This window comes from Mesorhizobium sp. URHB0026 (genome assembly GCF_054059755.1).
Genome location: NZ_JBSSCN010000001.1, coordinates 656,924 through 678,876, shown reverse-complemented (window position 1 = coordinate 678,876; position 21,953 = coordinate 656,924). Strand labels below are relative to the sequence as shown.

General features: G+C 63.3%; 26 protein-coding genes. 10 read left to right on the top strand and 16 right to left on the bottom strand.

Annotated features, from left to right (window positions below; genetic code table 11):
- Positions 1 to 30 precede the first annotated feature (30 nt).
- Together ACVWWD_RS03445 and ACVWWD_RS03440 are read right to left on the bottom strand one after the other, a co-directional pair.
- Positions 31 to 1,053: a fatty acid desaturase gene (locus ACVWWD_RS03445; RefSeq protein ID WP_352553412.1), complete on the bottom strand. Its 1,023-nt coding sequence runs from the start codon at positions 1,051 to 1,053 to the stop codon at positions 31 to 33.
- Between the two features lie 88 nt (positions 1,054 to 1,141).
- Positions 1,142 to 1,342, bottom strand: coding sequence for a hypothetical protein (locus tag ACVWWD_RS03440; RefSeq protein ID WP_352553414.1), 201 nt, complete (start codon positions 1,340 to 1,342; stop codon positions 1,142 to 1,144).
- A gap of 237 nt (positions 1,343 to 1,579) precedes the next feature.
- Between ACVWWD_RS03440 and grpE the strand changes: the two genes are divergently transcribed.
- Complete coding sequence (gene grpE / locus ACVWWD_RS03435; RefSeq protein ID WP_352553416.1) at positions 1,580 to 2,212, top strand: nucleotide exchange factor GrpE; 633 nt, start codon at positions 1,580 to 1,582, stop codon at positions 2,210 to 2,212.
- A gap of 104 nt (positions 2,213 to 2,316) precedes the next feature.
- Positions 2,317 to 2,949, top strand: a complete 633-nt coding sequence (locus ACVWWD_RS03430) for a trimeric intracellular cation channel family protein (RefSeq protein WP_352553418.1) — start codon at positions 2,317 to 2,319, stop codon at positions 2,947 to 2,949.
- Positions 2,950 to 2,965: 16 nt separating this feature from the next.
- Here ACVWWD_RS03430 and olsB read toward each other — a convergent pair whose 3' ends face one another.
- The 7 genes from olsB to ACVWWD_RS03395 form a co-directional block, all read right to left on the bottom strand.
- Positions 2,966 to 3,841: a l-ornithine N(alpha)-acyltransferase gene (olsB, locus tag ACVWWD_RS03425; protein WP_041163320.1), complete on the bottom strand. Its 876-nt coding sequence runs from the start codon at positions 3,839 to 3,841 to the stop codon at positions 2,966 to 2,968.
- A 240-nt stretch (positions 3,842 to 4,081) separates the two neighbouring features.
- Positions 4,082 to 6,376 carry a response regulator gene (locus tag ACVWWD_RS03420; protein ID WP_457102911.1) on the bottom strand — a complete coding sequence of 765 codons (2,295 nt, stop codon included), beginning with the start codon at positions 6,374 to 6,376 and terminating at the stop codon, positions 4,082 to 4,084.
- Positions 6,377 to 6,520: 144 nt separating this feature from the next.
- A complete protein-coding gene (acuI, locus tag ACVWWD_RS03415; RefSeq protein WP_457102910.1) occupies positions 6,521 to 7,510 on the bottom strand; it encodes an acrylyl-CoA reductase (NADPH) in 990 nt (329 codons plus the stop codon).
- Between the two features lie 54 nt (positions 7,511 to 7,564).
- Positions 7,565 to 8,062 (bottom strand): signal peptidase II, encoded by a 498-nt coding sequence (lspA, locus tag ACVWWD_RS03410; protein ID WP_023770628.1) that lies wholly within the window; start codon positions 8,060 to 8,062, stop codon positions 7,565 to 7,567.
- 13 nt (positions 8,063 to 8,075) lie between these two features.
- Entirely contained in the window at positions 8,076 to 8,933 is an 858-nt protein-coding gene (locus ACVWWD_RS03405) for a TrmH family RNA methyltransferase (protein ID WP_015315708.1), read from the bottom strand.
- Between the two features lies 1 nt (position 8,934).
- A complete protein-coding gene (locus ACVWWD_RS03400; protein WP_352574472.1) occupies positions 8,935 to 10,017 on the bottom strand; it encodes a class I SAM-dependent rRNA methyltransferase in 1,083 nt (360 codons plus the stop codon).
- Positions 10,018 to 10,105: 88 nt separating this feature from the next.
- The gene (locus ACVWWD_RS03395; RefSeq protein WP_457102909.1) at positions 10,106 to 10,615 is read right to left on the bottom strand and encodes a DUF1772 domain-containing protein; all 510 of its coding nucleotides are present in this window, start codon (positions 10,613 to 10,615) and stop codon (positions 10,106 to 10,108) included.
- Positions 10,616 to 10,819: 204 nt separating this feature from the next.
- On the opposite strand from ACVWWD_RS03395, the gene ACVWWD_RS03390 reads away from it, so the two are divergent.
- Positions 10,820 to 11,257: an EVE domain-containing protein gene (locus tag ACVWWD_RS03390; protein WP_023770625.1), complete on the top strand. Its 438-nt coding sequence runs from the start codon at positions 10,820 to 10,822 to the stop codon at positions 11,255 to 11,257.
- On the opposite strand, the gene lhpI is transcribed toward ACVWWD_RS03390, so the two are convergent.
- From lhpI to sppA, 4 genes are all read right to left on the bottom strand, one after another.
- Complete coding sequence (lhpI, locus tag ACVWWD_RS03385; protein ID WP_352546668.1) at positions 11,247 to 12,212, bottom strand: bifunctional Delta(1)-pyrroline-2-carboxylate/Delta(1)-piperideine-2-carboxylate reductase; 966 nt, start codon at positions 12,210 to 12,212, stop codon at positions 11,247 to 11,249. The two genes, ACVWWD_RS03390 and lhpI, sit on opposite strands and share 11 nt — an antisense overlap.
- Before the next feature lie 36 nt (positions 12,213 to 12,248).
- Complete coding sequence (locus ACVWWD_RS03380; RefSeq protein WP_457102908.1) at positions 12,249 to 12,665, bottom strand: DUF1049 domain-containing protein; 417 nt, start codon at positions 12,663 to 12,665, stop codon at positions 12,249 to 12,251.
- Between the two features lie 50 nt (positions 12,666 to 12,715).
- A complete protein-coding gene (locus ACVWWD_RS03375; RefSeq protein ID WP_006200394.1) occupies positions 12,716 to 13,000 on the bottom strand; it encodes an integration host factor subunit beta in 285 nt (94 codons plus the stop codon).
- Between the two features lie 79 nt (positions 13,001 to 13,079).
- Positions 13,080 to 14,036 (bottom strand): signal peptide peptidase SppA, encoded by a 957-nt coding sequence (sppA, locus tag ACVWWD_RS03370; RefSeq protein ID WP_023770622.1) that lies wholly within the window; start codon positions 14,034 to 14,036, stop codon positions 13,080 to 13,082.
- Positions 14,037 to 14,392: 356 nt separating this feature from the next.
- On the opposite strand from sppA, the gene lptC reads away from it, so the two are divergent.
- From lptC to ptsN, 6 genes are all read left to right on the top strand, one after another.
- Positions 14,393 to 15,106 (top strand): LPS export ABC transporter periplasmic protein LptC, encoded by a 714-nt coding sequence (gene lptC / locus ACVWWD_RS03365; RefSeq protein ID WP_352546669.1) that lies wholly within the window; start codon positions 14,393 to 14,395, stop codon positions 15,104 to 15,106.
- Positions 15,093 to 15,701: an LptA/OstA family protein gene (locus ACVWWD_RS03360; RefSeq protein WP_023770620.1), complete on the top strand. Its 609-nt coding sequence runs from the start codon at positions 15,093 to 15,095 to the stop codon at positions 15,699 to 15,701. Before lptC ends, ACVWWD_RS03360 begins: the two co-directional genes overlap by 14 nt.
- Positions 15,701 to 16,519: an LPS export ABC transporter ATP-binding protein gene (gene lptB, locus ACVWWD_RS03355; protein WP_352546670.1), complete on the top strand. Its 819-nt coding sequence runs from the start codon at positions 15,701 to 15,703 to the stop codon at positions 16,517 to 16,519. Before ACVWWD_RS03360 ends, lptB begins: the two co-directional genes overlap by 1 nt.
- 199 nt (positions 16,520 to 16,718) lie before the next feature.
- The gene (gene rpoN / locus ACVWWD_RS03350) at positions 16,719 to 18,242 is read left to right on the top strand and encodes an RNA polymerase factor sigma-54 (RefSeq protein WP_457102907.1); all 1,524 of its coding nucleotides are present in this window, start codon (positions 16,719 to 16,721) and stop codon (positions 18,240 to 18,242) included.
- A gap of 264 nt (positions 18,243 to 18,506) precedes the next feature.
- The gene (gene hpf / locus ACVWWD_RS03345; protein ID WP_352546672.1) at positions 18,507 to 19,091 is read left to right on the top strand and encodes a ribosome hibernation-promoting factor, HPF/YfiA family; all 585 of its coding nucleotides are present in this window, start codon (positions 18,507 to 18,509) and stop codon (positions 19,089 to 19,091) included.
- A 57-nt stretch (positions 19,092 to 19,148) separates the two neighbouring features.
- Positions 19,149 to 19,613 (top strand): PTS IIA-like nitrogen regulatory protein PtsN, encoded by a 465-nt coding sequence (gene ptsN, locus ACVWWD_RS03340; RefSeq protein ID WP_023770617.1) that lies wholly within the window; start codon positions 19,149 to 19,151, stop codon positions 19,611 to 19,613.
- A gap of 70 nt (positions 19,614 to 19,683) precedes the next feature.
- Here ptsN and ACVWWD_RS03335 read toward each other — a convergent pair whose 3' ends face one another.
- Together ACVWWD_RS03335 and ACVWWD_RS03330 are read right to left on the bottom strand one after the other, a co-directional pair.
- Positions 19,684 to 19,941, bottom strand: coding sequence for a BQ00720 family protein (locus ACVWWD_RS03335; RefSeq protein WP_023770616.1), 258 nt, complete (start codon positions 19,939 to 19,941; stop codon positions 19,684 to 19,686).
- Positions 19,942 to 20,005: 64 nt separating this feature from the next.
- Entirely contained in the window at positions 20,006 to 20,431 is a 426-nt protein-coding gene (locus ACVWWD_RS03330; protein ID WP_013893014.1) for an Hsp20 family protein, read from the bottom strand.
- 335 nt (positions 20,432 to 20,766) lie between these two features.
- Here ACVWWD_RS03330 and ACVWWD_RS03325 point away from each other — a divergent pair, with 335 nt between their 5' ends.
- Positions 20,767 to 21,711 carry a nucleoside hydrolase gene (locus ACVWWD_RS03325; protein WP_457102906.1) on the top strand — a complete coding sequence of 315 codons (945 nt, stop codon included), beginning with the start codon at positions 20,767 to 20,769 and terminating at the stop codon, positions 21,709 to 21,711.
- A gap of 45 nt (positions 21,712 to 21,756) precedes the next feature.
- Here ACVWWD_RS03325 and ACVWWD_RS03320 read toward each other — a convergent pair whose 3' ends face one another.
- On the bottom strand, positions 21,757 to 21,918 hold the full coding sequence (locus ACVWWD_RS03320; protein ID WP_352546674.1) for a hypothetical protein: 162 nt from the start codon (positions 21,916 to 21,918) through the stop codon (positions 21,757 to 21,759).
- Positions 21,919 to 21,953: the final 35 nt, after the last annotated feature.

Below are 21,953 nucleotides of genomic sequence, written 5' to 3'. Positions count from 1 at the left end.
TACCGCCGCGCGCTGGCGCGGCGGTATGCTCTACGCCGCCATCCGCGCTTCGCGGAACGACACCAGTTTTTGGCGGCTTTCGTCCCACAAGGCCAGTTTGACGCAGCGCAGGCTCTCGAGCAGCGTGACGCGGCCGATGCCGCGCAGCTCGGGATAATCCCGCAGCACTTCCTGCAGCCGGTAGCCGGGCACCTTGGCGGAGAGGTGGTGGACGTGGTGAACGCCGATATTGCCGGTGAACCAGTTCAGCACCGGCGGAAGGTCGTAATAGGACGAGCCGTGCAGGGCGGCGCGCTGGAACTCCCATTCCTCATCCTTCGCCCATTCGGTCTCCTCGAACTGGTGCTGGACATAGAACAGCCAGATGCCGGCCGAACCGGCAAGAATGACGATCGGCAGATGGACGATCAGGAACGCACCAGGGCCGATGACCCAGATGAGGATGGCCGCGGCAACCGCGATGCCAAGATTGGTGGTCATCGACGACACCCAGGGCGTCAGGCCGCCGCGCATCATGCCGACGGGCAACCTTTGCGAAAAGATGAACAGCCAGATCGGCCCCAGGCCGAACATCACCAGGGGATGGCGGTAGAGGCGATAAGCCAGGCGACCCCGCCAGGACATCCGCCGGTATTCGGCGACGGTCAGCGTCCTGATATCGCCCATGCCGCGTTCGTCGAGGTTGCCGGCGCTGGCATGATGGGTGGCATGGGCACGCCGCCAGCAGTCGTAGGGCGTCAGCGTCAGGATGCCCAGCGCGCGGCCGATCCAGTCATCGGCAATGCGATTGGCAAAGAAGGAGCCATGGCCGCAATCGTGCTGGATCATGAAAATCCGCACCAGGAAACAGGCCGCGGGCAGGATCAGGACCAGTCCCCACCAATGACCATAGGCATAGGCAGCGGAAGACAGAGCCCACAGCGTGGCGAAAGGAATCAGGGTGATGGCCAGTTCGAGTGTGCTACGCCGCCTGTCAGGCTTCTTGTAGCGCGCCAGGATCTTTAGCCAGGCGCGCTTGCTGTTGGCAGCTGCCTCGGGGGAAATCATGTTCATCAGGAAGCATAGGCGGGGTGTGCCGCCACCGCAAGCCAGGGATCACGCAAAGTTACTGTGCGTAATTGTCGCGTAAGGCCCGGGTGACTTACTGCCGTGGCCATCCGGCGTCGCCATCCTCGACCCGGTCGAGATGCTCGAGCAATTGCTCAAATCGGTCCGGGATGTCAGGTTCGATGCGGAAGGCCGGCAAGGTGCGCAGAAAGCGCGTCACTGCCTCGGCGCCAAACTGGCGCCGAACCTCCGCAGCGAGCCTTTCTCCTTTTTCAAGCTTGTTGCGGGTCATCATTTCAAAAATCCTGCGTCGGCTCCGAAACTCCCCCAGCAGCGGAATGGTTCCCGCATCACCGCTTCGTGGCAAGCAAAGCCGGCAAGTAGGGTAAAATTTGAATTAAAATCGAAGCGTCCCACCGTGCTTTCCTGATCCGGTCGCAGGCTCTTGCCGTCGCTTTCCCCTTGATTTTTGGCCTGCGAACCTCGATATCGGGCACAAAATCCATGCCATTCGAGATGACGGGAAACGGCGATGAGCGACCAGGCAAAAGACGAACGCACGCCCAATGAAGCCGAGGCGGCCGAGGCCAATGCCGAGCGCACGGAAGGCAGCATCGATGGCGACTACGAAGCGCTTGTGCGGCTGCTGAAGGAAAATGAAGAGCTGAAGGACCGCGCGCTGCGGGTCGCGGCCGAGATGGAAAACCTGCGCCGCCGCACCGCGCGCGACGTGCATGACGCGCGCACTTATGCGGTGGCGAATTTCGCCCGCGACATGCTGTCGGTGTCGGACAATCTGCGCCGCGCCCTGGATGCCATTCCCGCCGAGGCCAAGGCATCGGGGGATGCCGGCTTCAAGGCGCTGATCGAAGGCGTCGACCTGACCGAGCGCGCCATGCTGTCGGCGCTGGAACGGCATGGGGTCAAGAAACTTGCTCCCGAGGGCGAGAAGTTCGATCCCAATTTCCACCAGGCAATGTTCGAAGTGCCCAATCCCGATGTCCCGGCCAACACCGTGGTCCAGGTCGTGCAGCCGGGCTATTCGATCGGCGAGCGGGTGCTTCGCCCGGCCATGGTCGGCGTCGCCAAGGGCGGTCCGAAAATTGCCGCCGACGCGCCGGTCGAACCAGGGCCGGTCAATGAGCAGGCCGAGAAAGATGCGTGATTAGTGGGGTGGCGAATAGAGAGTAGTGAGTAGCAAGGACCGGCACGAGTAGGCGCCTGCTTCGCCAATTGCCATTCACTACCGACTACTTCACTACTCGCTCCATGAACCCGATCGCCCTCCTCGACTATGCCGGCGTTGCCGTCTTCGCGGCGACGGGGGCGTTGGCGGCGTCGCGCAAACAGCTCGACATTATCGGCTTCCTGTTCCTGGCCAGCGTCACCGGCATCGGCGGCGGCACGCTTCGTGACGTCATCCTCAATCTGCCGGTTTTCTGGGTCGCCAACTCGAGCTACGTGCTGATCTGCGCGGCGGTCGCGGTGCTGGTGTTCTTTGCCGCGCACCGTGTCGAATCCCGCTGGAAATGGCTGCTCTGGCTCGACGCCATCGGATTGGCCGCTTTTTCGGTGATGGGTGCGGCCAAGGGTCTGGCCATTACGGGTTCGCCGGTCGTCTCCGTCATCACCGGCGTGCTCACCGCCACGTCAGGCGGCATCCTGCGCGATCTGCTGGCCGGCGAGCCCTCGGTGCTGCTGAGGCCGGAAATCTATGTTACGGCCGCTCTGGCAGGCGCCGCCATCTTCACGGCTGGCGACGTCACAGGATTGCCGCCGATCGTTTCAGAGCTGGCCGGCTTCGCCGCGGCGTTGGCCGTTCGCGGCGGCGCGCTCCGTTTCGGCTGGACCTTTCCAGCCTACAAGAGCCGGCCCGGCCGGCGGCCGGAAGACATTCCATGAAAAGAAGCTATTCGCGTCACGCGGCGAAGCGCTGCGCTTCCCCGCCATAGTAGTTGACGTAGCGGGCACCGATCTCCTTGACCGGCATCACGACGAAAATGTCGACCGTGGAGAATTCGCGGTCGATGACGCAACCATCGCCGATGCGAGCGCCGACCCGCAGATAGCCCTTGACCAGAGGCGGCATCGCCGCGATCGCGGCCTTGGTGTTGACCGCCTCGATCGGCATCAGATCCATGGAGCAATAGCGCCCGGACACAGCGCGCACGTCCCAGGCCGAGTTGGTGCGGCAGTGATGGGCAAGATAGGTGAGCGCCTCCGCATGCGCGGCCGGCACGGTGCCATGGAACGAGGCGCAGCCGGTCATCACCCCGATCTCGTAGTGATTGATGTAGGCCCAGATGCCTTGCCATAGCGCTTCGATGGTGCGCTTCGAACGGTATTCCGGCAAGACGCAGGAACGGCCGAGTTCAAGGAACCGCTGGCTGGGATGGCGGGCGATGAGCTTGGTCAGCTCGAATTCGCCTTCGGAATAGAAGCCCCCGGCGGTTGCCGCGATTTCTTGCCGCAGCAAGCGATAGGTACCGACGATGCGGCGGTGCTCAGGGCCGGACAGCGTGGTGTCGAGGACGAGCAGATGGTCGCAGAGCGGGTCGAAGCGGTCGGCGTCGCGGCGGTCCTGCGCCTGGAACAAATCCTTCCTGGCGCCAAGCTCGTCATAGAATACACGGTAACGCACTTCCTGCGCGGCCGCGATCTCGGCCTCGTTGCGGGCGAGCCGCACTTCGAGATTGCCGATACGGCCGAGCGCCGCACCCTTTATGACGGAATCGACATTACGTCCGGCGAGCAAGGCGCTGCTGGCGTTCGGCCGAGTGTCACATTCCGGCATAACTGTATGCACGAGTGATTCTCCTTCGAGCCATCCCTCTTGGCACGGGGATACGGTGTAGGTGCAACAGGATTGTGACAGTACCGTGATACGGCGTTGCGGGCAATACTTCGTCGGCTGGCGAAAACGGTCAACCGGCTACGTTGCGTCACAGGACCCCACGGCGCGTCGCGTTCGCGGGCGCCGAGAATGGGCTGCTTTTCGGCGGCATTGACCAGCCACGCACCCGGAAAAGCAGGCTCAGGCGGCGACCTGGCCCTCGACGGCGCTGACCAGTGCATCGGGGTCGAGCGGCTTGGTGACGAAGCCGCTGGCACCGTGGGCGAGCACCGCATGGCGGGTTTTTTCCTGGCTGTCGGCCGACAGCACCATAATCGGCACCGGCGGCACGGAGGCCTCCTCTTCATGGCGGCGGATCGCGGCAATGGCGTCCAGTCCGTCCATGACCGGCATGTGGAGATCCATCAGCACCACGTCGAAGCGGTGCTTGTTGCCGGCACCGGTGACCGCCTCGACGGCGGCCTTGCCGTTGCCGACCACCTTGACGCGATGCCCGGCCTTCAACAGCGTCGCGCGGGCCAACATGGCATTGATGTCGTTGTCCTCGGCGATCAGCACGGACAGGCCGTGCTGGCGTTCGCCTGAGGCACGAAGCGCCGGCGCGCGGCGTTTTTCCGGCTGCGGCTGGGCCCGGACCGGTGCGTGGCTGCTCAAAAGGACACGCAAAAGTGTTCCTCCGCGCACCGGCCGGGCAAGGAAAGTCGCGTAGCCGCTGGCACGAAACTCGCCCAGCATGCCGCGGTCGGTGGGTGCGATCAGCGTGACGGCTTCGCAATCAGAAAACCCATGCTGGCGAAGCCGCTTGAGCAGCCTTCCGTCACTCTCTTCCATGGCCGCGTCGACCAGAAGCACGTCGCAGCCGTCGGCGAAGGATGCGGCCTGAGCCACGGTGGTCGCGATGCCGGCCGCGCCGCCATTGGAGCGGATGGTGCGGGCGATGGCGTCGGCCTCGACGGTGTTCTTGGACACGATCACGGCGCGTCGCCCGGCAAGCGCGTTCAACCGGCCCTGCGGTGGCTCGGTGGCTGACGTGGCGGGAATCTCGAAGACGAATTCCGATCCCTCGCCAAGCCGGCTGGAAACCGAAATCGTGCCGCCCATTGCGGCCACCAAGCGCTTGGAGATGGCAAGTCCCAGTCCAGCACCGCCATGCGTGCGCGTCGAGGTGCCGTCGGCCTGTTCGAACTCCTCGAAGATGCGCTCCATGTCCTCGTCGCGCAGGCCGGGACCCGTATCGGCGATGGTGAAGCAGATGCGGTCGCTGGTCTCGGTTCGGGCGCGCGCGACGCTGACCAGCACGCCGCCACTGTCGGTGAACTTGATGGCGTTGCCGATGAGGTTGAGCAGCACCTGCCGGACCCGGCCCGGATCGGCGGTGATCAATTGCGGCACATCCGGTTCGACATGGCAGCCGAGGCCGATATTCTTGGCGAAGGCCCGCGCGGCCATCAATTCGATGATGTTGTCGGCGATCTCGCGCACCGACATGGGCTGCGGTTCGGGATCGAAGCGTCCGGCCTCGATCTTGGAATAATCGAGCAGGTCCTCGATCAGGGCAAGCAAGGCGCTGGCCGAGGTCGAGATGGCGCCGACATAGGTCTGCTGCTCCGGCGAAAGGCTGGTGTCGGCAAGCAGCCTGGCCATGCCCATGATGCCGTTCATCGGCGTGCGGATCTCATGGCTGACGGTGGCGAGGAAGCGCGACTTGGCCTGGCTGGCGAACTCGGCCCGCTCGCGCGCGGTGATCATGGACGACTCAGCGCGCTTGCGTGCTGTGATGTCGCGGGCGATGGCGCGATGCGAGACGGCACCGCTGTCCTTTTCGCGCACCGACAGCTCGATCCAGGAGAACCAGCGCGGGCCCGTCGGCGTGCGGATGGCAACGTCGGTGGAACTCAGGCATTCATGATCTGAGAAAGCCGCATCGGGAACGATGCCGACCTCGATCCCGAATTCGGCCAACGTCTTGCCGGCAAGATCGCGCGGATCGGTTTCGACGATGTCGGCGAACACCTTGTTGGCGTAGACGATGTAACCGTCGCGGTCGCGATGGATGACGAGATCGCCGAGCGCGTCGATGAGACCGCGAAAGCGCTCCTCGCTTTCCTGCATCTCCCACATGCGGTCGGCCAGCGTCTCGATCTCGGCGCGGTTGCGGGCGGTGGTTTCGTCGAGCAGGACCGCGGTGCGGCGTACGCTGCGTCTGGCGCGCAGATGCATGGCCAGGCCAGCAAGGCCGGTTGCCAGCAAGGCAAGGCTGATGAAGACTGGCGCCCCGGTCAGGGATGAGAGGCCGGCCAGCAGCATGACGGCAACGAAGGTCAGGACCGGCAGGCCTTCGCGCTTGGCCGGTTGCTGATCAGGGACCAGCGGCGGCGCGGCGATAAACCGCCGCGCCGATACCGGCAGTTGCGCCGATGCCGCATCGATGTCGTCGCCGGCGTCGGCCTGTTGGCTGTCGGATTCCGCGATCATGCGAAATCCTTTGCCAGATAGAGATTATGGAAAATTGCGGGGGATCGTTCGAATTTTAGTTGATCGGGCGTTTTTGGCCCGGCGGCGACGGATTTGCCAGCCAATGGGGGAATTTCGCCCCGCGCCTGCCACCCCTGAGCCGGGTCACATGTCGACGACGACGCGGCCGCGGATCTTGCCGTCGACGATGTCGTGTGCCGCACCGATGATGCCGTCGAAGCCGATGGTCGTGGACAGGCTGGCGAGCTTGTCCACATCGAGATCGGAGCCGATGCGCCGCCAGGCCTCGAGGCGTACGGCCTTCGGCGCCATCACCGAATCGATGCCGAGCAGGGAGACGCCGCGCAGGATGAAAGGGGCGACACTCGACGGAAGATCCATGCCGCCGGCCAGGCCGCAGGCCGCGACAGCGCCGCCATAGGAGGTCATCGACAGCACATTGGCCAGCGTGTGGCTGCCGACCGAATCGATGCCGCCGGCCCAGCGCTCCTTGGCCAACGGCTTGGCGGGTTGGTTGAGTTCGTCGCGCGATATCACCTCGGCGGCGCCGAGGTTGATCAGATAGAGGCTTTCGGCGTTGCGGCCGGTCGACGCGATGACATGGTAGCCGAGGCTGGACAGGATTGAGACGGCGACCGAACCGACGCCGCCGGCAGCACCCGTCACCACGACAGGCCCGCGCTCAGGCAGGATGCCGTGCCGCTCCAGCGCCATGACGCAGAGCATGGCCGTATAGCCGGCTGTGCCGACCGCCATGGCATCATGCGCGCTCATGCCTTCCGGCAGAGGCACCAGCCAGTCGCCCTTGACGCGGGCGCGCCCGGCATAGGCGCCGAAATGGGTTTCACCAACACCCCAGCCATTCAGGATGACCTTGTCGCCCTTGCGCCAGTGGGGATTGGAAGATGAGATGACGGTGCCGGCAAGGTCGATGCCCGGCACCAATGGCCATCGACGGATCACCGGCGCCTTGCCCGATATCGCCAGTCCGTCCTTGTAGTTCACCGTCGTTGCCTCGACCGCGATGGTGACGTCGCCCTCCATCAGATCGGCGTCGGTGAGGTCGGTCACGGCGACGGACTGCTTTTTCTCGGCATCGCGCGAAACGAGGATGGCTTTGAAGGTTTCGGTCATCTTTTTCTCCGCGAACTTTGCTCGGCGTGACTGTGCGGCGATGGCCGCGCGAGGTCAATCTTCGGAAGGCTTGGCGTTCGGAGGCGTGGATTCACGCCGCCAGCCGATGAGTTCGTCGAAGACGACCATCGCCGCGCCCACCGAAATGAAGGCATCGGCAAGGTTGAAGACGGCGAAGGACCAGACCGGCGTGTGGAACAGGATGTAATCGATGACATGGCCGTAGACGGCGCGGTCGATCAGATTGCCCAGCGCGCCGCCGATGATCAGGGCAAAGCCGGTGCGGGCGATGACATGGCCCGATGGCGTGCGCGTGGCGAGGTAAAGCACGAAAGCGACGACCAGCACCGCGATGACAACCAGGCCGGTGTCGCCGAAGGAGGAGAACATCGAGAAGGCGATTCCGGTGTTGTAGGTGCGGAACAGCGCCAGAAAGGGCAGGAGGTCGAGCTTTTCCTGGAAGGGCAGTCCGGCTTCGACCAGTGTCTTTATCCACTGGTCGAGCGCGATGGCGACGATGACGAGCAGCGCGTAGGGAGACCATGATTTCACGATTGGGCAACCCTCATTGCTGGTCCGAAATTGGTTCGAGCTTCAGCGCGCCGCGCCGGATCTCGAACAGCATGATGCCGGTGGCGACCGCGAGATTGAGCGAATCGGCGCGGCCCGCCTGCGGAATCCTGAGCAGCCTGTCGCAGCTTGCCGCCAGGCTTTCGGGCAGGCCCTGCTGCTCATTGCCCATCATCAGCAGCACCGGCCCGCGGGAAAAATCGACCGAGCGGTAGTCGACCGCGCCTTTCAGATGCGTGCCGGCAACGAGCCCTGAAAAACCGCCGCGCCAGGCAAGGAATGCCTCTGTCGTTGCCTTGGCCACCGGTATGGCGAAGATCGACCCCATGGTGGCGCGCACCGTTTCCACCGAAAACGGATCGGTGGTGTCGCCGACCAGGATGACGCCCTTGGCGCCGACGGCATCGACGGTGCGGATGACGGTGCCGAGATTGCCGGGATCGCGCACCCGGTCGAGCGCTACCCAGACATCGCCATTATCGGCACGGATGTCCTTCAAGGCCAGGAATTTCTGCGAGAAGACGCCGACCACCATTTGTGGATTGTCGCGGCGGGTGATGGCGACAAGCACCTTTTCCGATACTTCGAGCACGGTGCCGCCGGCGGCGACGGTGCGTGCCGCCACCTTTTCCACGGCCGCGTTGCCGCGTCCGGCCTTGGCGAAAACCAACGTCCTGATCTGCCAGCCCAAGTCGAGCGCATCGATGACCAGCTTCAGCCCCTCGGCCATGAAGGCGTTCTGCTGGTCGCGGAATTTCTTCAAGGCAAGTGCCTTGATGTCCTTGACCAGCGGATTGGCGAGGCTGGTGACTTCCTTCACCTGACCGGGCGCGCCGGCATGCCGTTCGTTCATCTCAGGCCACCCAGCGCGAAAACAGCGACGTCGAAAGCGCCCGGCCGGCGGACTTTTCACGGATGATCAGCTCACCCGATTCAACCTTGCCGCCCATGCCGGCGAAGGTGTCGCGCATCAGAGCGTGGATGGCGAAGAAGGAGGCACGAATCGAATAGGCGGTCAGCACCACGGCAAGCGGTTTCGGAGTCAGGATCGAGCGACAGAGATCCGTCAAATCAGGCAGGTCCTCGAACAATTGCCAGACCTCGCCCTTGGGGCCGCGGCCATAGGCCGGCGGATCGAACAGGATGATGTCGTAACGGCTGCCGCGACGCTCCTCGCGTTCGGCGAACTTGACCGCGTCGTCGACGATCCAGCGGATCGGCTTGGCGCCAAGGCCTGATATCTCCTGGTTTTCGCGGGCCCAGCCGATCGCCTTCTTCGAGGCGTCGACATGGGTGACCTCGGCGCCGGCGCGCGCGGCCACCAGCGAGGCAAGGCCGGTATAGCCGAACAGGTTGAGTACCTTGACCGGCCGCCTGGCGGCGGCGATCAGCCCGGCCATATGGTCCCAGTGCGAGGCCTGCTCGGGAAAGACGCCGACATGGCGAAACGAGGTGAAGCGGCCGAGATAGTCGATGCCGTCATGCTTCATCGGCCAGGTTTCGCCGAGCGGCGTCTTGGGAAAACGCCAGCGGCCGATGCCCTCCTCGTCGGTGTCGCCGGTGAAGATCGCGTCGGCACGCTCCCAGTCCTTGGCCTGCAGAGCCTTCTGCCAGATCGCCTGGCCCTCGGGCCGCACGATCCGGTAGGGGCCATATTGTTCAAGCTTTTGTCCCGCGCCGCTGTCGAGCAGCGCGTAATCCGCGTTGGGTGCCACTTCGAGGATTACCGGAAGTTGCTCAGCGGGCAGGACGCCGTCGCGACGGGCTAGGTTGCGGGGCGTGGATTTTGGTGCGGGCTGGTCCGGCTTCAGGTCTTGCCGCGGCCTGACCTCCGGCCTGGCCACGCCGCGACCTTCCGGTGGACGCGATTGCGCGGCTTCGCCTTTACCCGGTTGATGCGGGCGGCCGTCGCGGCGTTTGTCGCGAAAAGACTTCAAGAGACAGCTTCTCCGGCGGTTCGGCCCGCTTCTGCCACAGCTATGCCCATCGGCGCAACAAACCCGAGCCACATTGCGATTGCGAGGGTTAGGGCGATTGGGACGATGGCTTAGCCGCCACGTCCGATCGAAAGCAGTGCGACAACAGCGAAACGAAGCCGGCAGCCTTGGCCGCCGTGACGGCCATGTGGCCGGTTTCCCAGCGCAGCCGTATGACTTCGAAATTGTCTGGAATTCGCCCCGGCACCCAGGTGGCGAGAATTTTATTGGCCGGTCTGACGAGAATGAACCAAAGCACGAGTGATAGTACATAGAGCAAGGTGGCGGCGAGTGCGAACCAGAACGCCGGCCGATCCTGGCGCAGCAGCCATGCCAGCAGTCCCGGGCCAATGATTGCCGCGACATCCAGCGGCGCGCCAACGATTGCGAAGAGCAGGAACTGGCCGTTGAAAACGGTGGCCTCGCGCCAAAGCGCCGGGGACCATCGGGTGAGCCGGGGCGCCGATTCCAGGACATGGGCGAAGGACGGTCCGAGGCTGAGCGCAGCGATCATTGCGGTCAAGACAGACCAGAACAGCAGGAAGCCGTATAGTCGCATGACGCAACAACGATTCCGCGCCGAAGCCGTTCCGAACGGCCGCACTTGCCATTGCCGCGGCTCTGGCCCTATCGTTCGGCACTTCGGCACTTCGGCACTTCGGCACTTCGGCACTTCGGCACTTCGGCACTTCGGCACTTCGGCACTTCGGGCCGATTGCCGGGCAGCGTTGGCCGACGGACAACAGGCCAATTAGGAACAGACATGAACGCTTGTTGGATCGCGGTGGCGTCGGCGCAGCATGTCCGGCGCGGCCGCCAGGACGGCTTCATGCAGGTCAACCATGGCAAGGCGGCACCGCTGCGCCGCGTCAGGCCCGGTGACGGCATCGTCTATTACTCGCCGACCACGGTTTTGGGGGAGAAGGACGGTCTGCAGGCGTTCACGGCGATCGGCACGGTGCGGGAAGGAGACCCCTACCAAGGCGACATGGGCGGCGGCTTCACGCCGTTCCGCCGCGATGTCGACTGGGCACAGGCACAGGAAACGCCGATCAAGCCATTGCTTGAGAGGCTGGAGTTCACCTCAGGCAAATCGAACTGGGGCTACCCGTTGCGCTTTGGCTTGTTCGCCATCAGCATGGCCGATTTCGCTTTGATCGCGGAGACGATGGGCGCCAAACTCGCTTCGACTAGCCCCTGAGTGCCTTGTAGACGGCAATGCCGGCGGCCAAGTCCTCCAGCGCGGCGCCGACCGACTTGAACAGCGTAATCTCGTCCGGGCTGCCGCGACCTTCCTTTTGGCCGCGCGCCAGTTCGTGCAGGTCGGCCACGATGGCGTCCGGCTTCAGCACGCCTGAGGCCAGTGGCTGGACGATGTCGCCGGCTTCCTTGGTGGCGCCGGCACGGGTGTCGACATAGACGCGGGCGCGCATGATCGCGTCGTCATCGCTTTCGCGCATCGCAGGCGTGAAGCCGCCGACCAGGTCGACATGGGTTCCCGGCCGCAGCAACGTGCCCTTGATCAGCGGCGTGGTGGTGATTGTCGCCGAGGAGACGATGTCGGCCTGGCCAAGCTCGGCATCGAGATCGGTCGCGGCGCCGGCCGCGAAGCCCTCGGCGCGCAGATCGGCCGCGACTTTCTCGGCGTTGGCCGGGGTGCGGTTCCAGATGCGAATGGTCTTGATCGGTCGCACGGCGCTGTGCGCCTTGGCCAGGAAGGGCGACAGCGCGCCGGCGCCGACCACGAGCAGCCGCGAGGCATCGTCGCGGGCGAGATAGGACGCGGCGAGCGCCGAGGCGCACGCCGTGCGCCACTGCGTCAGCCGCTGGCCGTCGATCAGGGATTCCGGCTCGCCGGTGCTGCCATCGAGCAGGAGATAGAGCCCCATCACGGCGGGCTTGCCGACGGCGTTGTTGTCAGGCGAGACGGTGACGATCTTGACGCCGATATGGCCGCCGGCGGAACCTCCCGCGGCGTGAAAATCGGTCCAGGCGGGCATCAGCAGCAAGGTCGACGCCGCGCCGTCAGGCCTTTCGACCGCGTGATGATGCCTGACCGGCTGCACCGCGCCCTCGCGAAATGCCGTGCGCAATGTATCGACCAGTCCAGGAAAGGTCAGCGCACGATCGACCTCCGCGGCCGAAATGGTCAGCATGAAAAGCTCCGTAAAAGAAACGCGCCGACCTGCGGCTCAATTGGTCGGCTTCGGCAATGCCGACCCCTGGGCCGACCCCTGGGCCGACCCCTGGGCCGACCCTTGGGCCGACCCTTGAGCCGACCCTTGAGCGGATCCTTGGGCTGATGCCTGCGGCACCGCGGGCGTGCGGCTGACTGCCTGGCGCAGGTTTTCGGCCTCGACACCGCGCTGGCGCGCCAGTTTGCGGTAGTGGCCCTGCTTGACCCATGTCGCCAGGCTGCCGACGACCATGCCGATGGCGAGCGCCAGGAACAGGAAGATGAACAGCGGCAAGGTGAGCGTCAGCTTCGGATTGCCGGGATTGAACGGGTCCAGCGTGAAGGCGACGAGTTCGCGGTTAGCCACGGCCAATGCGATCAGGATGATCGCTAGGGGCACGAAGACCACGATGAGCATGAGGCGATTGAGCATGATGTTTTCCGTCGCAAGCGGGCCGATAGGGCCGTCCGGCGCTGACGCGCCTACTTGCCGCCGTTCAGCCTTTCACGCAATTCCTTGCCGGTCTTGAAGAACGGCACCCATTTCTCCTCGACCTCGACGGATTCGCCGGTACGCGGGTTGCGGCCGGTGCGGGCAGGTCGGTTCTTCACCGAAAAAGCGCCGAAACCGCGCAATTCGACCCGGTTGCCCTCGGCAAGCGCGTCGGTGATTTCATCGAAAATCGCGCCGACGATGTTTTCGACGTCGCGCAGGAAAAGATGCGGATTGCGCGTGGCAATAATCTGCACAAGCTCGGACTTGATCATCAGACGGGTCCCCGTGAAAGCAGTTCGGCCAAAATTATCAGGATGATTTTACTTGCTTTTTCAGCTGTCCCAACGCGTCTCAAGGGTGCCAGACGGAAACGAGACCGTCAAGAAACAAGCGGTCGGCGCCAAGTTCATGGATCACGTCGCCGCCGGAGTCCGGCAGGCCGAGCGCGCCGGCGATCGTGCGTGCCATCGCCTTCGAGAACAGGAAACCGCCGCGCCGTTCCGTGTCCTTCCACTCGACCACCTTGAGCTTGGCATCGACACCCTTGGTCGCCAGCCAGTCGATCGCCACGGACTCGCCGCCGACAGCGTCGATCAGCCCGTTGGCAACACCCTGGCGGCCAGTGAAGATCGAACCGTCGGCCAGCGCCAGCGCCTGTTCGTGGGTCATCTTGCGGCGTTCGGCGACGATGCCGACGAACCAGTCGTAGCTGTCCAGGATGAGCTTGCGGACCATGGCGCGCTCGTCGTCATTGGTCGGCTTGAAGGGCGAGGGTGAGGCTTTCAGCGGCGAGGATTTGACCTCCTCCAGCTTGACGCCGAGCTTGTCCATCAGGCCGCTGACGTCAGGATACTGGATCAGCACGCCGATCGAGCCGACGATCGAGGTCTTGCGGGCGACAATATGGTCGGCGGCACTGGCGATCATGTAGCCCGCCGACGCGGCGAGCGTACCGACCTCGGCCACGACAGGCTTGTCGGCGGCCAGCTTGCGAACCTCCTCGTAGATCGATTCCCCGCCGACGGTGGTGCCGCCAGGAGAATCGACCACAAGGATCACGCCTTTTACTTTCGGCGACTGGCGGATGGCTTCCAACCGCTTGATCAGTTCGTCGTCCTCGGTGATTGTGCCTTCGACCCTGACCTTGGCGATGTGATCGACGGCGGAGCCGCCGAAATCGTCGCCATAGAACCAGGCCGACAGCGCAATCACCCCGAGCGCCACGATGCCAAAGGCCGCAACACGCCAGAAAGTCAGCTTGCGCCGCAAGCGGCGGCGGTCGATCAGGTCGTCGGCTCTCAATGCCATCGTCAGCCTCACAGTCATCGGGAAGAGACGCTTTTAGACCATGATGTCTTCATCGGGAAGCAGTTCCGTCCCGCACATGGCGCGGCAATCCGCGCGCAGGGGTCCGTGTTGTCTGTTTCGTGACTGGCCTGTGGGGGCGGCGCAAGGTAAGTGGGAAGAACTTCGGTGGTGAAAAAAGACGCAAGGGCGTCTATTTCTGTTATGAAGCATTGGCTGTTGCGCCGACCCGGGTTTCGTTTGTGCACGGCAGCTGTCACATTTTTGCGGTTTTCGTCGGCTTGTGCTTGCGCGAGGGCGCTGGCCTCCCACCTATAGGCGGTGCTCCCGGGGCAGGGGTTTTTTAGAAGAAAGCAGTCATGTTAGCGCGACCGAATGAACCGACCAACCCGGAGACGGAGTTGGCTCCCCCGGCGGATGGCTGGACGCGGGGCGAAGCTTTCGACCGCGCTCAACGTCATTCGCGCCGCGTGCGCGTGCTCAAATTCGCCGTGCCCTTGGCCGCGGCACTGATTGCCATCGCCTTCCCGGTCTATTCCTACCTCGCCGCGCCCGTCTCCGTCGCGGTGCAGGCCGAAGGCACAGCCTTCTCCAACGGCAAGCTGGTGATGGCCAATCCCAAACTCAACGGGTTCACCAAGCAGAAGCAGCCCTATTCGATGACGGCGCTGCGTGCCATCCAGGATGTGAGCACGCAAGGCATCATCGAACTCGAAGGCATAGACGCCAAGGTGCCGATCGCCCCCGACAATGTCGCGGCGATCAAAGCCTCGCGCGGTACCTACGATCGCGACGGCAATACGATGAAGCTGAACAGCGACGTCACCATCACCACGACCGACGGCCTGCAAGCCAAGTTCAAATCGGTCTTCCTCGACATGGGCAAAGGCACTATGAAGACGGATGATCCCGTCGATGTCAGCCGTGGCGGGTCGCAGATCAGGGCGGATTCGATGTCGGTCCAGGACAATGGCAAGATCCTGGTGTTCGAGAACAAGGTTCGTGTCAACATCGATCCCGCCGTTCTAAAGGCGGCTGAGGCAAAGGGCGAAGAAGCGAATGTGGCTCAATAGTTCGACACGGCTTGCGGCCGCAACTTCGGCGCTGTTCCTGCTCAGCCTGGCGCCGGCGCTGGCGCAGTCGGGAGCGGCCAGCCAGGTGTCGGGTCTCAAATTGGCCGGCGACAAGCCGATCCAGATCGAAAGCGACAAGCTGGAAGTCCATCAGGCCGACAGCGTCGCGATCTTCACCGGCAATGTCACCGTCGTCCAGGGGCCGACGCTGATGAAGGCCGGCAAGATGATGGTCTACTACGTCAAGGACCCCAACGCGGGCGCCAAGGGCGCTGAAGCCGCTGGCGCGGCGGCCATGACCGGCTCGGCCAACATCGATCACCTGGAGATCTCCGACAAGGTCTACATCAAGTCGGATCAGCAGGTCGCGACCGGCGATCAGGGCAGTTTCGACATGAAGAGCCAGGTGCTGGTGCTTTCGGGCAAAAAGGTCGTCCTTTCGCAAAACGACAATGTTCTGGTCGGCTGCAAGCTCACCGTACAGATGAAAACCGGGCTCGCTCAAGTCGATCCATGCGCTGGGCAGCGTGTGCAGATGTCGATCACACCCCCGCCGAAATCGGATGCGCCGAAATCGGGAGCGACGAACCCCTGATGGTCAGCCTGTCGTCGCTGACGGCGCGTCTTCCGGGACGGGCCGCAGGCAAGCTTTCGGCTCCGGCCACGGTCACTGTCGACAAGGCGAAGTTCAAGGGAACCTTGATCGCCAAGGGTCTGACCAAGACCTACAAGGGCCGCAAGGTCGTCAGCGGCGTTACGCTGGGCGTGCGCGCCGGCGAGGCCGTCGGGCTGCTCGGCCCCAACGGCGCCGGCAAGACGACCTGTTTCTACATGGTCACGGGCCTGGTGCCGGTGGATGAAGGCACGATCGAAATCGACGGCTTCGACGTCACCTCGATGCCGATGTATCGTCGCGCGCGCCTCGGCATCGGCTATCTGCCTCAGGAGGCCTCGATCTTTCGCGGCCTCAATGTCGAGCAGAACATCCGCGCCGTGCTCGAAGTGGTCGAAAAGGATCGCAAGGTCCGCGAGCGCAACCTCGACGAACTGCTCGAGGAATTTCACATCAGCCATCTACGCAAGGCGCCATCCATGTCGCTCTCGGGCGGCGAAAGGCGTCGCCTGGAAATCGCGCGGGCGCTGGCGACACGCCCGGCCTACATGCTGCTCGACGAGCCCTTCGCCGGCATCGATCCGATCGCCGTCGCCGATATCCAGCAACTGGTGCGTCACCTGACAGCGCGCGGCATCGGGGTCCTCATCACCGACCACAATGTGCGTGAGACGCTCGGCCTGATCGATCGTGCCTATATCATCCACGCCGGCCAGGTGCTCACTCACGGCCGCGCCGACGAAGTTGTGGCAAATCCCGATGTGCGGCGGCTTTATCTCGGCGAGGGTTTTACGCTCTGAGCGTGAAATTTGTTTCCTGATACGATTTTTTGCCCGCCAGCGACCTATTTTCCGCGATTTTGCTCCGGGATAACGCTCCGGTAAGCGGGTTTTGCTAGGCTTTGCCTTGACAAGCAAAAGCCGGGCCAGTTTCTATGGCCGGCCGTGAAATTCATTTCCGGAAGTTGGAACGCGTAGAGGAGGCGTTTGAAACCGAACCATGGCATTGGCGGCCAAACTACAGCTCCGACAGTCGCAGTCGCTGGTGATGACGCCGCAGCTGATGCAGTCGATTCGGCTGCTGCAGTTCACCCATGTCGAACTCGAGCACTTCATCGACGAGGAGATCGAGCGCAACCCCCTGCTGGAGCGCGCCGAGCCGCAGGATGATGCCGCGAGCGACCAGGCGCAGAAGCCCGACGTAGAGCCGCAAGCGGCCGCCGATGGCGACTGGTTCGAGAACGAGGCGGGATGGAGCGCCGAAGCGATCTCGGAAAAGCTCGACACATCCCTGGAAAACCTGTTTCCCGATGACCCCGGCACCAGCGAGCGGCTGGGGCCCGACCTGACGGCGCAATGGAAATCGGCTTCGGGCGGTGGAGGCTCCTCGTCCGAGGGGCTCGACGCCGGCGACATGGCGGCGAGCGGGATCACGCTGCGCGACCATGTCGGCGAGCAGGTCGCGCTCGCCTTCATCGATCCCGTCGCGCGGCTGATCGCCGGAGAACTTGCCGATGGGCTCGACGAGACGGGCTATGTCAGGGCCGATCTGGCGGAGATCGCCGCGCGGCTTGGCACCAACGAGGTCGCGGTGGGCAAGGTGCTGGCCGTGTGCCAGACCTTCGAGCCGGCCGGCCTGTTTGCCCGGGATCTCGCGGAATGCCTTTCGCTGCAGCTTGCCGTGCGTGACCGTCTCGATCCGGCCATGAAGGCCCTGGTCGCCAATCTCGAATTGCTGGCGCGCCGCGATTTTCAGACGCTGAAGCGGCTCTGCGGCGTCGACGAAGAGGATTTGCTGGACATGCTGGCCGAAATCCGGGCGCTCGACCCGCGGCCGGGCATGGCGTTTTCGGGCGGTGCCAGCGATGCGATCGTCGCCGATGTCGAGGTGCGGGCGGCCAATGACGGCAGCTGGACCGTCGAACTCAATGCCGAAACGCTGCCGCGCGTGCTGGTCGACCACATCTATTTCGCCCAGGTGTCGCCGCACGCGAAGAACCAGGCGGAGAAGGATTTCCTGGCCGAGTGCCTGCAGAACGCCAACTGGCTGACACGCAGCCTCGACCAGCGGGCCAAGACGATCCTCAAAGTGGCCTCGGAAATCGTGCGCCAGCAGGATGCCTTCCTCGTCCATGGCGTGCGCCAGCTGAAGCCACTCAACCTGCGCACGGTGGCGGACGCCATCGGCATGCACGAATCGACGGTCAGCCGGGTGACCGCCAACAAATACATGCTCACCCCGCGCGGCGTGTTCGAGCTGCGCTACTTCTTCACGGCTTCGATCGCGGCATCGGGTGGTGGCGATGCGCATTCCTCGGAAGCGGTGCGTGATCGCATCAAGCAAATGATCGACGAGGAGAAGCCCGTCGATGTGCTGTCGGACGATGCTATTGTGGACATGCTCAGGGAAAGCGGCGTCGATATCGCCCGGCGCACGGTCGCCAAGTACCGGGAAGGCATGAATATTCCCTCCTCGGTACAGCGCCGGCGCGAGAAACGGGCGCTCGCCAGCGCCGGCCGCTAGGCGTTCACGATTTCCACAGCTTTCAAGTTTCATTGACAAGCCACGGTGAAGTGGCTAGAAGCCCGCCCGCATGAGACGGGCTTGATGCCCGCTAGCGGATGGTCCGTCACGACAATGACCCGGGATGGTCAAGAAGGCGGCTTGTGATCAACCGGAAAGTTCGGATTTAAATCGGCGCGAGTGACGCCGCAAAGCTTGTGCGCACGGATCACGAGTATAAACTCGGGCCAGTTTGAAGCCTGAGCAAGGAAGGTCAGTTTTCAGATGAATCTGCGCATTTCGGGAAAGCACATGGATATCGGCGATGCGTTCCGTACACGCATCACCGATCGTGTCGGTGAAGCGATCGGCAAATATTTCGATCGCGGCTTCGCGGGGCATGTCACGGTCATAAAATCGGGCTCGCGCTATTCCGCGGATTGCATGATCCGGCTGGATTCCGGCGCCTCGCTGCAGGCCACCGGCGATGCCCAGGATCCGACACTCGCCTTCGAGGCCGCGGCCGATCGGCTGGAAACCCGGCTTCGGCGTTACAAGCGCCGTCTGAAATCGCACAATTCAGGCAATGGAAACGGCGAGTTGACCGACATCGCTTACACGGTGATGGCACCGCTTGCCGATGACGATGAGGAAATCCCGGAGGATTTCGCACCGGCCATCGTCGCCGAATCGACCATGACGCTGAAGACCATGTCGGTGGCCTCGGCCGTCATCGAACTCGATACCAAGGACAGTCCCGTGCTTGTTTTCCGCAATGCCGGAACCGACCATCTCAACATCGTCTATCGCCGGCCCGACGGAAACATCGGCTGGATCGATCCGTCCACGACCAAAGTCGCACAGGGATAAAAGCCAGCCGCACGAGGGGTGGGGACTGGCGCGGCAGGCGAACAAGGATTTTCAAGCATGGATCTGAGCGATCTTATCAGCGTTCCGGCGATTTTGCCGGCGTTGAAGGCGAACTCCAAGAAGCAGCTTCTGCAATTGCTGTCCGAACGGGCGGCGACCGTTTCAGGCATTCCGGAACGGGAGGTGTTCGACACCATCCTGCAGCGCGAGCGGCTGGGCTCGACCGGCGTCGGCAACGGCATCGCCATCCCGCACGGCAAGCTCGCCGGCGTGAAGCGCATCGCCGGCGTTTTCGCCCGGCTGGAGACGCCGGTCGATTTCGAATCGCTGGATGACCAGCCGGTCGATCTGGTGTTCCTGCTGCTGGCGCCCGAAGGGGCGGGTGCCGATCATCTCAAGGCACTGTCGCGCATTGCGCGCGTGCTGCGCGACGCCGACACCGTGGCCAAGGTCAGGGGCACGCGCGACGCCGCGGCGATCCATGCGCTTTTGTCGGATACGCAGGCCTCGCACGCGGCCTGAAACCATCTTTTTAAATATTGCTCCAAGGGCCGCCATGGGCGGCCCTTTCAGTTCAGCCAACCAATTGTCTTTAATGAATGGCGACGGTGGTCAGGTCGTTTTCCATGGCGCCGGCCAGCGCGCGGTCACGCGCGTCGGAAAGCAGGATCGGCTGGCCATTGGCTCCAAACAGAGCCCAAAGCTCCATGCCGGGCGCGATTTCACCGATGTTGGGGAAGCGGCCGAGCAGTTCGTCGCTCGAAACCTTGCGCAGATAGGCGACAGAGCCTTCGCCGAGATGGGCGAATTCGCCGTTGGTCATGGTGATGGTTTCGTCAGTTCTGGTCATTTCAAGCCTCCTTGGCGCGAGGACGCCGCTCAAGGCCATCCCGCATGAGAGCCATCGGTAAAGATCAGTCTTTCACCGATATGTTTATTTTCCGTACCAGCCGTTCCGACTCCGGCCGATCAAGGTCGATCGACAAAAGGCCGTTCTTAAGCTCCGCCGCGATCACACGCATGCCATCGGCCAGCACGAAGCAGCGCTGGAACTGGCGTGCGGCAATGCCGCGATGAAGGAATTCGCGCTCGGTATCGTCGGTCTGGCGACCGCGCACGACCAACTGGTTTTCCTCCGTTGTCACATCGAGATCGCTTTCGGCGAAACCGGCGACGGCGAGTGTAATGCGCAGCCTTTCGGCCTTGCCGTCGGCACCGCTCAGGCGCTCGATGTTGTAGGGAGGGTAGCTGTCACCGGACTTCGCCAGACGCTCCAGGGTCTTTTCCATGGCGTCGAAACCCAGGAGAAGCGGGCTGGAGAAAGGCGTCATTCGGCTCATGTTACACTGTCCTCTCAAGAGCGACATAAACTGGAAAAACCCAAATGGCATTTTTCCCGATGGTCTTGATATGGTCCGCCCCGCGAGCAAGTTCAAGCCACCGAAAGACCCGTCCAAGGAGGCCATGTCGCGGACCCACGGAAATAGCCCAGGATCAGGTCGTGGACTCACAGGAATAATCGACATGGCGCTTGAAACGACGCGCGGATGCAAGGAGAAGCGCGCAGGCCGGAACCGTCCCCCGTCAAGCGGTTCAGCAGCTTTGCAGCCGGTTGGCGTCTTTCGGGCGCGGGACCGGTCCGGTGAACTGATGGCCAGCCAAACAAGGAATTGAAATGCCCCAACCACGCAAGATCATCATCGACACCGATCCCGGCCAGGACGACGCCATCGCGATTCTGCTGGCGCTTGGCAGTCCTGAACTGGAGATCGTCGGCATATCGGCCGTAGCCGGCAACGTGCCGCTGAAGCTCACCGAAAAAAACGCCCGCAAGATCTGCGAACTGGCCGGCCGGCCCGATATCAAGGTCTACTCCGGCGCCATCCGTCCGTTGGCTCGCGAACTGGTCACCGCCGAGGAGGTCCATGGCAAGACGGGCTTGAACGGACCGGATTTACCCGAACCGACAATGAAGCTGCAGGACCAGTATGCCGTCGATTTCATTGTCGAGACGCTGATGAAGGAAGAGAGCGGCACCATCACGCTCTGCCCGCTCGGGCCGCTCACCAATGTTGCGCTGGCGCTGATCCGAGAGCCCCGGATTGCGCCGCGCATCAAGGAAATCGTGCTGATGGGCGGTGGCTTCTTCGAGGGCGGCAACGTCACGCCCACGGCCGAATTCAACATCTATGTCGATCCGCATGCCGCCGACGTCGTTTTCCGGTCCGGCATCCCGATCGTGATGATGCCCCTTGATGTCACCCACAAGGCGCTGACCACGTCCAAGCGCATCGAGGCCTTCCGCAAGCTCGGCACCAAGGTCGGCATCGCCGCCGCCGAGATGCTTGAATTTTTCGAGCGTTACGACGAAGGCAAATACGGCACGGATGGCGGACCGCTGCACGACCCCTGCGTCATCGCCTACTTGTTGAAGCCAGGTCTGTTCAAAGGCCGCTATTGCAATGTCACCGTGGAAACCACCTCCGAACTGACCATGGGCATGACCGTGGTCGACTGGTGGGGGGTTACCTCCAGGGAAAAGAACGCCATGGTGATGCGCGACATCGACCATGATGGTTTCTTCGCGCTGCTGGTGGAGAGGTTGGGGCGGCATAACTGACGTTTGGAACCGCCGACGAGCGCGCGTTGTCACCGGCACGCGTTGTCACCCATTGAGCAATCGATAGGTGTCGACGTCGTGCTTGTGGTGTTGCCGTTCAATAGGAACGAGCGAGCCGACAAGATGCAATCGCTCGACGTCGTCGTCGATCGATATCGGCGTGTTGTCATCAAGGCGCACGTCGTAGAGTTGTGCAGCAGCGTACAATTCTTCAACATGTCCCTGCGAAGAACGCGCTTTCG